9 protein-coding genes are annotated in these 8,672 nt (G+C 69.0%); 7 read left to right on the top strand and 2 right to left on the bottom strand.

Annotation, left to right across the window (positions count from 1 at the left end):
* The 3 genes from AC1DY5_RS31620 to AC1DY5_RS31610 form a co-directional block, all read left to right on the top strand.
* On the top strand, positions 1-251 hold a 251-nt coding region (locus tag AC1DY5_RS31620), incomplete at its 5' end, for a hypothetical protein (protein WP_478117900.1).
* An 8-nt stretch (positions 252-259) separates the two neighbouring features.
* The gene (locus AC1DY5_RS31615) at positions 260-871 is read left to right on the top strand and encodes an NAD(P)-dependent oxidoreductase (protein ID WP_478117898.1); all 612 of its coding nucleotides are present in this window, start codon (positions 260-262) and stop codon (positions 869-871) included.
* Between the two features lie 3 nt (positions 872-874).
* Positions 875-1,396, top strand: a complete 522-nt coding sequence (locus AC1DY5_RS31610) for a VOC family protein (protein WP_478117896.1) — start codon at positions 875-877, stop codon at positions 1,394-1,396.
* A gap of 87 nt (positions 1,397-1,483) precedes the next feature.
* Here AC1DY5_RS31610 and AC1DY5_RS31605 read toward each other — a convergent pair whose 3' ends face one another.
* Entirely contained in the window at positions 1,484-2,671 is a 1,188-nt protein-coding gene (locus AC1DY5_RS31605) for an MFS transporter (RefSeq protein WP_478117894.1), read from the bottom strand.
* Positions 2,668-3,492: an SDR family NAD(P)-dependent oxidoreductase gene (locus AC1DY5_RS31600; RefSeq protein WP_478117892.1), complete on the bottom strand. Its 825-nt coding sequence runs from the start codon at positions 3,490-3,492 to the stop codon at positions 2,668-2,670. The genes AC1DY5_RS31605 and AC1DY5_RS31600 overlap by 4 nt, the downstream gene beginning before the upstream one ends.
* Positions 3,493-3,591: 99 nt before the next feature.
* Between AC1DY5_RS31600 and AC1DY5_RS31595 the strand changes: the two genes are divergently transcribed.
* The 4 genes from AC1DY5_RS31595 to AC1DY5_RS31580 form a co-directional block, all read left to right on the top strand.
* The gene (locus tag AC1DY5_RS31595; RefSeq protein WP_478117890.1) at positions 3,592-4,764 is read left to right on the top strand and encodes an alpha/beta hydrolase; all 1,173 of its coding nucleotides are present in this window, start codon (positions 3,592-3,594) and stop codon (positions 4,762-4,764) included.
* A gap of 14 nt (positions 4,765-4,778) precedes the next feature.
* Entirely contained in the window at positions 4,779-5,984 is a 1,206-nt protein-coding gene (locus AC1DY5_RS31590; RefSeq protein ID WP_478117889.1) for an MFS transporter, read from the top strand.
* A 26-nt stretch (positions 5,985-6,010) separates the two neighbouring features.
* Positions 6,011-7,177, top strand: coding sequence for an acetyl-CoA acetyltransferase (locus tag AC1DY5_RS31585; protein WP_478117888.1), 1,167 nt, complete (start codon positions 6,011-6,013; stop codon positions 7,175-7,177).
* A partial coding sequence (locus AC1DY5_RS31580; RefSeq protein ID WP_478117887.1) for an acyl-CoA synthetase occupies positions 7,174-8,672 on the top strand: 1,499 nt, incomplete at its 3' end. The genes AC1DY5_RS31585 and AC1DY5_RS31580, both read left to right, overlap by 4 nt.

The raw sequence follows: 8,672 nt of genomic DNA, 5'->3' as shown, positions 1-8,672 counted from the left end.
TGCTGGGTGTGTTCGACATGGCGGCCGGCGCCGGCATGCAAAAGGTCGTGCTGCTGCATGCCTGGCCGGATGCAACCACCTGGCACAAGGGCCGCCGCCTCCTGGACACGAACGAAACCTTGCGCGCGCAGTTCGCCGCCCAGCGCCAGAGCCTGGGCGGCATGGCGATCTTCCAGCGTGCCGAGGTGAACCTGCTCGACCCGGCGCCGGGCGCGACGATTCGCGCCGGCCTGGGCCGCATTGCGGCTTGAGCGGACGCATGAAGATCGCGCTGATCGGCAGCGCCGGCAAGGTTGGACGCCACCTGGTGCAGGAGGCGCGGGCGCGCGGGCACGAGGTGCTGGGTTTGTTGCGGCCGGGTGGGTCGCACCCGGATGCATCGGCCGCCACGCGGGCCGTGGACGTCTTCGATGCCACCGCCCTGGCCGAGGCGGTGCGCGGCCAGGACGCGATCGTCAGCGCCTACGGTGCGCCGGCAGATGCGCCGCACCTGTTGCCGGCGGCGACCGCGGCCATCGTGGTGGCGGCACGCGCGGCGGGTGTACACAGGCTGGTCACGGTCGGCGGCGCCGGTGGGCTGGAGGTGCGTCCCGGCGTGCGGCTGGCTGACACCGCGGGCTTTCCGCCCGCCTTGCTTCCCAAGGTGAAGGCGCATGCGGATGCGGTCGCGGTGCTGGTCGAGTCGGAATTGCATTGGACCTGTGTCGCCCCGGCGGCACGGGTCGTCGCCGGCGAGCGCACCGGCCGCTACGGGGTGGCGGTGGGTTCGCTGGTCAGCGACAGCATTTCGTACGCCGACTTCGCCTGCGCATTGCTGGACGAGCTGGAAACCGACCGGCATTCGCGCCGGGTCGTCGGCACCGGAACCTGAATCATGACTCCTCCGAGACTGGCGCACTGCGTCTTCCGCACCAACCAGCTGGCGTCGATGGTCGACTGGTACTGCAAGCTGCTGGGCGCGCGCATCAACCACGCCAGCGAAAGGATCGCTTTCCTCACCAACGACGAGGAACACCATCGCATCGCGCTGGTGGCGATGGAGCCGTACGCGGACAAGCCCAGGGGCGTGACGGTGGGCTTCTATCACGCCGCCTTCGCGTACGCGAGCCTGGGGGAGCTGCTGGAGGGCTATGAGGCGCTGGGGAAGCAGGGCATCAAGCCTTATCGCTGCATCAACCATGGGCCGACGCTGTCGTTCTACTACCGCGACCCGGATGGGAACGAGATCGAGATGCAGGTGGATACCTTTCCGGATTCGGCTTCGACCAATGCCTTCATGCGCAGCGAGGCGTTTGCGCGCAACCCGATCGGGGTGCTGGTGGTGCCGGAGGATTTGATCGCCCGGCGGGCGGCGGGCGAATCGGACAGCGCGCTCTTGCGTCGCGCGGATACCTGATCGCTCCGCGCTTCGGTGGGGTGCCTTCGGCAACCCACCCTACAGGGGCTGCTCTTGTAGGGTGGGTTCGCGGAGCGAGCCCACCGTTCAGGAAGCGCGGACAGCGGCAGCGGCCGGCGTCCGTTGCCGCAAGCTGAATGCGAATCCAGCGCTGATCAGGGCCAGGGCGATTCCGCAAGCCAGGAACACCGGCCGGTACCCGAAGCGGTCTACCACCGCCGACRCCACCGCGACGCCGGCCGAAATCCCGACGAACATCGCCATCGCGAACAGGCTCACCGAAGTCCCGCGCAAGGTCGGCACCATCTGCGTCGCGTGCGTTTGCAGCGTGCCATGCAGCATGTAGAACCCCAGCCCGCCGACCAGGCAGGCCGGCAAGGCCAGCGCCCAATGGCCGCCGGCCGCGAGCAGCAGCCAGGCCAGTCCCATGGCGACACCGCCCGCCAGCGCGATGCCGCCTTCGCCCAGGGTGGCCACCAGCTTGCGCACCGCGAACGCATAGACGAAGCCGCCAATGCCGTACAGCGCCACGATCGCAGCCGCCGCCGTCAGGCCCAAGCCGAAGGTGCGAACCAGGTAGGCCGGCAGGAACGCGAGGCCGCTGAAAGCGAAGGCACCCTCGACGAGCACCACCAGCAGCATCCAGCGCGCCCACGGCACCGACAGTACCTGCTGGATGTCACGGAAATGGCCCTGGCCCGAGGGCGGCCGCACCGGTTCGCGCCGGACTTCGGGGTGCAAGGAGATCGCCAGCCCGCCGGCCAGGAACACCAGCGCCAGCACCGCGAACACCGCGCGCCAGCCGAACTGCTCGGTGAGGAAGCCCGAGAACCACTGGCCGGCGATCATGCCGCCCAGCGAGAGCGTGAGGAAGCGCGCCAGCACGGCCTGCCGGTCTTCGTAGGGCACCGTGTCGCCGACCCAGGCCAGCACCAGCGCGATGATGCCGGCCGCGGATGCGCCGGCGAGGAAGCGCGCCACCACCAGCAGCTCCAGGCTCATGGCAAGCAGCGCGACGACGTTGCCGATGACGCAGCCGAGCGCGGCAAAGCCGATCACGCGGCGCTTGCCGTAGCGGTCGCCCAGCGGCCCGAACAGCAGCTGCAGCAGGCCGTAGGCGATAGCATAGGCCGAGATGGTCAGCGCAGCCCGTCCCGTGGTGACGCCGAAGGCCTGGGCCAGCGCCGGCAGCATCGGGTCGCAGACGCGCATCATTGCGCTGCTAGTGAAGTGCACCACGGCCAGGGCGGCCACCCCGCCGGGCAGCTTCGTCATGCCTGTGCCGCGTCCCTCTTCTCGAAACCGGGGCGGGGCACCAGCGTCAGCCAGGCCGCGCTCAGGCCGCCGTCGACCAGCACGTCCTGGCCGGTGACGTAGCCGGCGCGCGCGCTGGCCAGGTACACCACCACTTCGGCGATGTCGGGCGGGCCACTGATGCGCCGCGCCGGCAGGAGTTGCTCGCGCTGCTTCAGCACAGCGGGATTGGCGTAGATCACCTCGCTCATGGGCGTGCGGACCATGGCGGGGCTGACGACGTTGCTGCGGATGCCGTGCTCGCCCAGTTCCACCGCGAGCAGCCGCGACAGCATCTTCACGCCCGCCTTGCTCACGCTGTAAGGCCCGCTGTAGGGCTGCGGCACGTGGCCCGAGATCGATGCGATGTGGACCATGCTGCCGCCACCGCCAGCGATCATCTGCTTGCCGAAGGACTGCGAGCAGAGCAGGAAGCCGCTGACGTTGACGGCCATCAGCTGGTTCCATTTGTCCAGCTCGATGTCCATCAGGGCGGCGGCGTAGATGGCGGCGGCGTTGTTCACCAGGACGTCGCAGCGCCCGAGTTCGCGTTCCACCGTGGCGGCGGCGCGGTCCACGCTGGCCTTGTCGGTGATGTCGCAGGTGACCGCGATGGCGCGGGCGCCGGTTTCGGCGATGTCGGCGGCGACCTTGGCGGCGCCGTTCTCGTCGCGGTCCAGCACGGCCACGCGGGCGCCGACGGCGGCGAACTGCCGCGCGATCTCCGCGCCTATGCCGCCGGCCGCGCCGGTGACGACGCAGACCTTGTTCTCGAGTTCTAGCCAGGAAGTGAATTGGGTCATGAGGGTCCTCGTATGGGGCCACTGTCGGCGCTGGCGGGGGAATCGTCAGTCCCCTCGTGGGGGACTCGCGCCGGCCGGCAAGCGCCTTACAGTCTCTCCATGACCTTCAACGTCCAGTCCGAATGGGTGCATCTCCAGTACGAGGAGACCGCCGCCTTCACCGAAACCTACGGCTTCTCCGGCAACCAGGGCGCCGTGAACCTGGAGGCGATCTGCTTCCGGCCCGAGGGGCACCCCTCCGACACCCTGATGATCTTCATGCATCCGGCCTCGACGCTGCAGCTGCTGCCGGTGCCGCGCGCCATGGCCGCCACCGGCGCCCACGTGCTGTGCGCGGCCAGCCGCTACGCCAAGAACGACACGGCGCTGATCATGGAGAAGGTGTTCCTGGACCTCGGCGCCTACATCAAGCATGCCAAGCAGGTCTGGGGCTACAAGTACGTGGTGCTGGTCGGCTGGAGCGGCGGCGGCGCGCTGGCCGTGAGCTACCAGGCCGAGGCCGAAGATCCGACCATCACCCACACCCCGGCCGGCGACCCGGTCAACGTCAAGGGCGCGGGCCTGATTCCCGCCGACGCGATCATTTACCAGGCCGCGCATCTGTCGCGCGCCCACCTGCTGGCCGAAGCCATAGACCCGTCGGTGCGCGACGAGCTGAATCCGGACGACCGCGACGTGGAACTGGACATCTACGACCCGCGCAACCCGAACCAGCCGCCCTACAGCAAGGAATACATCGCCCGCTACCGCGCCGCGCAGCTGGCGCGCATGCGCCGCATCACCGCCTGGGCCAAGGAGACGCTGGTCGAACTGAAGTCCCGCAACACCGGCGAGGTGGAGCGGCCCTTCATCGTTCATCGCACCCTGGCCGATCCGCGCTTCCTCGACCCCACGCTGGACCCCAACGACCGCAAGCCGGGCTGGTGCTACATGGGCAAGCCGGAGACGGTGAACACCGGCCCAGTGGGCCTGGGCCGCTTCAGCACACTGCGCTCCTGGCTGTCGCAGTGGTCGCTGGACGACTCCAAGGGCAACGGCCTCGAGGGCGTGAAGCGCGTCCGCGCGCCGCTGCTGGTGATCGAAAACAGCGCCGACGACGCCGCGCCGCAGACCCACCCGAAGATGCTGTTCGACTCGGCCGGCTCGCCCGACAAGACCTTCAAGATCATCAAGGGCGCCACGCACTACTACGCCGGCCAGCCCGAGCTGCTGAAAGAGGCGACGGCCCTGATCCGCGGCTGGCTCATCCAGCGCAAGCTGCTGGAGTCTTGAACCCGCGGGCGGCCATGGGGCCTGCACTCGTCGTCGCCGTGGTGATGCTCGCCACGGTGACGCAGCCGTTGGGGACCGACCTGTACCTGACGGCGCTGCCGGCCATCCGTAACGAATTTGCCGCGCCTGTCAGCGTCGTCCAGCTGACGCTGGCCGTGCTGGTGTTCAGCTTCGGCCTGAGCCAGCTGCTGTGGGGACCGGCCTCGGATCGCTTCGGCCGCCGCCGCGTGCTGGCGGCCGGCTTCCTGCTCTATGCCGGCGGCGCCGGCCTTGGCGCACTGTCCCCTGCCATCGAGGTGCTGATCGCGGCGCGCGTGCTGCAGGGCCTGGGCATCGCCGCCGCCATGGTCTGCAGCCGCGCCATCGTTCGCGACCTGTACGAGCAGCAGCACGGCACGCACGTGATGAGCATCGCGATGTCGAGCCTGGCCTTCTTCACGATGGCCATCCCGGTCGTGGGCGCCTTGCTCACGGCTGCGCTCGGGTGGCGCTCCACGCTCTGGACCATGGGACTTTTCGGCCTGGGCGGGCTGGCGCTGGTGCTGCTGCGGGTGCCGGAAACGGCACGGGCGCTGGAGCCGACCGCGCTGCAGCTGCGGCCGCTGTTCGCGGGCTATGCCCGCATCGCGCGCAACCCGGCCTTCCGCTCCTGGACGCTGCTCAACTCCTGCGGCTATGCCGCCAACTTCGGCTTCTTTTCCAGCTCGGCCTACCTGTACCTCGAGACCTTCGGCGTCTCGCGCGTGGCCTTCGGGCTCGTGATCGGCAGCGCTTCCGTTGCCTACCTGGCCGGCACCTTCCTGTGCCGGCACTGGATCGCCCGCCACGGCATCGTTGTATCGGTGCGGCGCGCCGGCTTCCTCTCGCTGACGGCGGCCACCGTCTTCATCGTCCCGCAATTGGCCAACGCCCACTCGGTGTTGACGCTGACGGCGGGCCTGTGGCTGATGCTGCTGGCCTACGGCATCCACCAACCCTGTGGCCACGTCGGCATGGCCACGCCGTTTCCGCTGCAAGCCGGTGCCGCCTCGGCGCTCGGCGGCTTCATTTTTGCCTCGGCGGCCTTCCTCTGCGGCACCTGGATGGGCGTGATGTACCGCGGCGGCAGCGCCGCCGTGCTGGCACTGACCACCGGCACGCTGGCCGCCGCCACCGGCCTGATCGCGCTGACGCTGGTGCAGCGGCACGGCCGGGTGGCGCTCGCGCAAGCCGTCCCCTGATCAACTTTCAACCCACGAGGTTCACCATGAGCAACGCATACATCGTCGGCTGGGGCCACACGCCCTTCGGCAAGTTCGACAACCTGGACCTGGAGCAGCTGATCCGCGATGCGGTGCAGCCGGCCTTGGCCAGCGCCGGCCTGGAGCCGAAGGACATCGACGGCATCTTTGTCGGCCACTTCAACGCGGGCTTCGTCGGCCAGGACTTCACCGCGGCCCTGCCGGCGGTGGCGATCCCGGCCTTCCGCCACACGCCGGCGGTGCGCTGCGAGAACGCGTGCGCCACCGGGTCGGCCGCCATCTGGGCCGCGCTGGACGCGATGGCGGCTGGCCGCATGAAGCGCACGCTGGTGATCGGCATGGAGCGCATGAACGGCCTTACGACGCCCGAGGTGGCGGCCACGCTGATCAAGTGCTCGTACGTGAAGGAAGAGGGCAGCGACCCGGCCGGTTTCGCCGGCATCTTCGGCGGCATCGCTGGCAAGTACTTCGAGCGCTTCGGCGACCAGTCGGATGCGCTGGCCGCCATCGCCGCCAAGAACCACAGCAACGGCATGCACAACCCGTACGCGCACATGAAGCGCGACCTTGGTTTCGACTTCTGCCGCAATCCGTCGGATAAGAACCCCTTCGTGTCGGGGCCGTTGAAGCGCTCGGACTGTTCGCTGGTTTCCGACGGCGCCGCGGCGCTCGTGTTGTCGAGCGAGCCGCTACCGGGCGCGCAGGTGCCGGCGGTCCGCTGGCGCTCGCGCACCCAGGTCAACGATTTCCTGCCGCTGTCCAAGCGCGATCCCACGAAGTTCGAAGGCATGGCCATGGCCTGGCAGCGCGGCCTGGACGCGGCCGGCGTGAACCTGGGCGACCTGGCCTTCCTGGAAACGCACGACTGCYTCACCGTTGCCGAACTGCTCACTTACGAGGCGATGGGGCTGGCGGACCACGGCAAGGGCGCCCGCGTCATCCTGGATGGCGTCAGCACCAAGGGCGGCAAGCTGCCGGTCAATCCGTCGGGCGGCCTGAAGTCGAAGGGGCATCCGATCGGCGCCACCGGCGTGTCGCAGCACGTGATGGCGGCAATGCAGCTGTCCGACCAGGCCGGCGGCATGCAGATCCCGAACGCGCGCATCGGCGCTGTCTTCAACATGGGCGGGGCTTCGGTGGCCAACTACCTGAGCGTGCTGGAGTCGGTATGAACGCGGCGCACGTGATGAACCTGGGCCGGCTGCTGACGCAGACGGCCACGCTGTTCCCGGATCGCCCCGCGCTGATCCAGGAAGGCGATCGCACCTGGACCTGGGGCGAGATGGAGCAGCGGGTGGCAGCGATGACGGAGGCACTGCGCGCGCTGGGCCTGCGCAAGGGCGATCGCATCCTGGTGCAGTCGCGCAGCAACGTGCAGATGTTCGAGAGCTGCTGGGTCGCGTTCCGCCTCGGCTGCGTCTGGGTGCCGACCAACTTTCGGCTGACCCCGCCCGAGGTCGCCTACCTGGCCGCCTCCAGCGGCGCCAGCGCGATGATGGTGGAAGACCTCTTCGCCGGCCACACGGACGCCGTGCGCGCGGCGGCGTCGACGCTGAAGCACGTCATTGCGATCGGCCAACCGCGCACGGGCGAGCATTCCTACGAGGACCTGGTGCGCGAACACCGCGGCGCCGCCGGCGAGCCCGAGACGGTGGGCTACGACGATCCGCTCTGGTTCTTCTACACCTCGGGTACCACGGGCCGTCCCAAGGCCGGCGTGCTGACGCATGGCCAGATGGCTTTCGTGGTGACCAACCACCTGGCCGATCTGGTTCCCGGCACCACCGAGCGGGATTGTTCGATCGCCGTGGCGCCGCTGTCGCATGGCGCCGGCATCCATGCTCTGGTGAACGTGGCGCGCGGCGCGCCCACCGTGCTGCTCGCCAGCGAGAAGCTCGATCCCGAGGCCTTCTGGCGGGCGGTGGAGAAGCATCGCATCAGCAACCTTTTCACGGTGCCCACCATCGTCAAGATCCTGGTGGAGCATCCGGCCGTGGACCGCTACGACCACAAGAGCCTGCGCTACGTCATCTACGCCGGCGCGCCCATGTACAGGGCCGACCAGAAGCTGGCGCTGCAGAAGCTGGGCAAGGTGCTGGTGCAGTACTTCGGCTTGGGCGAGGTCACAGGCAACATCACGGTGCTGCCGACGGAGATGCATTCGGCCGACGACGATGACCCGAACGCCAACATCGGCTCCTGCGGCCGGCCACGGACCGGCATGGAGGTGGCCATCCTCGATGCGGAACTGAAGCCGGTGGCGACGGGCGAAGTCGGCGAGATCTGCGTGCGCGGCCCGGCGGTGTTCTCGGGCTACCACGCGAATCCGGAAGCGACGGAGAAAGCCCTGCGCGGTGGCTGGTTCCACACCGGCGATCTGGGCAAGCTCGACGAACGGGGACTGCTGTTCATCACCGGCCGCGAGTCCGACATGTACATTTCGGGCGGCTCGAACGTCTATCCGCGCGAGGTGGAAGAAGTGCTGCTGACGCATCCCGCCGTCGCCGAAGTGGCGGTGCTCGGCGTGCCGGACCGCAAGTGGGGCGAAGTCGGCGTGGCGGTGGTGGTGCGGCGCGAGGGCTCGCAGCTCGATCGCGACGCCTTGCTTGCGCACCTGGAAGGCCGCTGCGCCCGTTACCGCTGGCCGCATCACGTGTTCTTCTGGGA

The sequence above is a fragment of the Variovorax sp. P4_D9 genome (genome assembly GCF_056401695.1).
The sequence above is the reverse complement of the archived record's forward strand: the minus strand, read 5'-3'. Positions and strand labels throughout refer to the sequence as shown.

What these genes read in the sequence shown, in the direction of transcription:
- AC1DY5_RS31615 (WP_478117898.1), top strand. Translation starts at nt 260, where the DNA reads ATGAAGATCGCGCTGATCGGCAGCGCCGGCAAGGTTGGACGCCACCTG.
- AC1DY5_RS31610 (WP_478117896.1), top strand. Translation starts at nt 875, where the DNA reads ATGACTCCTCCGAGACTGGCGCACTGCGTCTTCCGCACCAACCAGCTG.
- AC1DY5_RS31600 (WP_478117892.1), bottom strand. Translation starts at nt 3,492, where the DNA reads ATGACCCAATTCACTTCCTGGCTAGAACTCGAGAACAAGGTCTGCGTC.
- AC1DY5_RS31595 (WP_478117890.1), top strand. Translation starts at nt 3,592, where the DNA reads ATGACCTTCAACGTCCAGTCCGAATGGGTGCATCTCCAGTACGAGGAG.
- AC1DY5_RS31590 (WP_478117889.1), top strand. Translation starts at nt 4,779, where the DNA reads ATGGGGCCTGCACTCGTCGTCGCCGTGGTGATGCTCGCCACGGTGACG.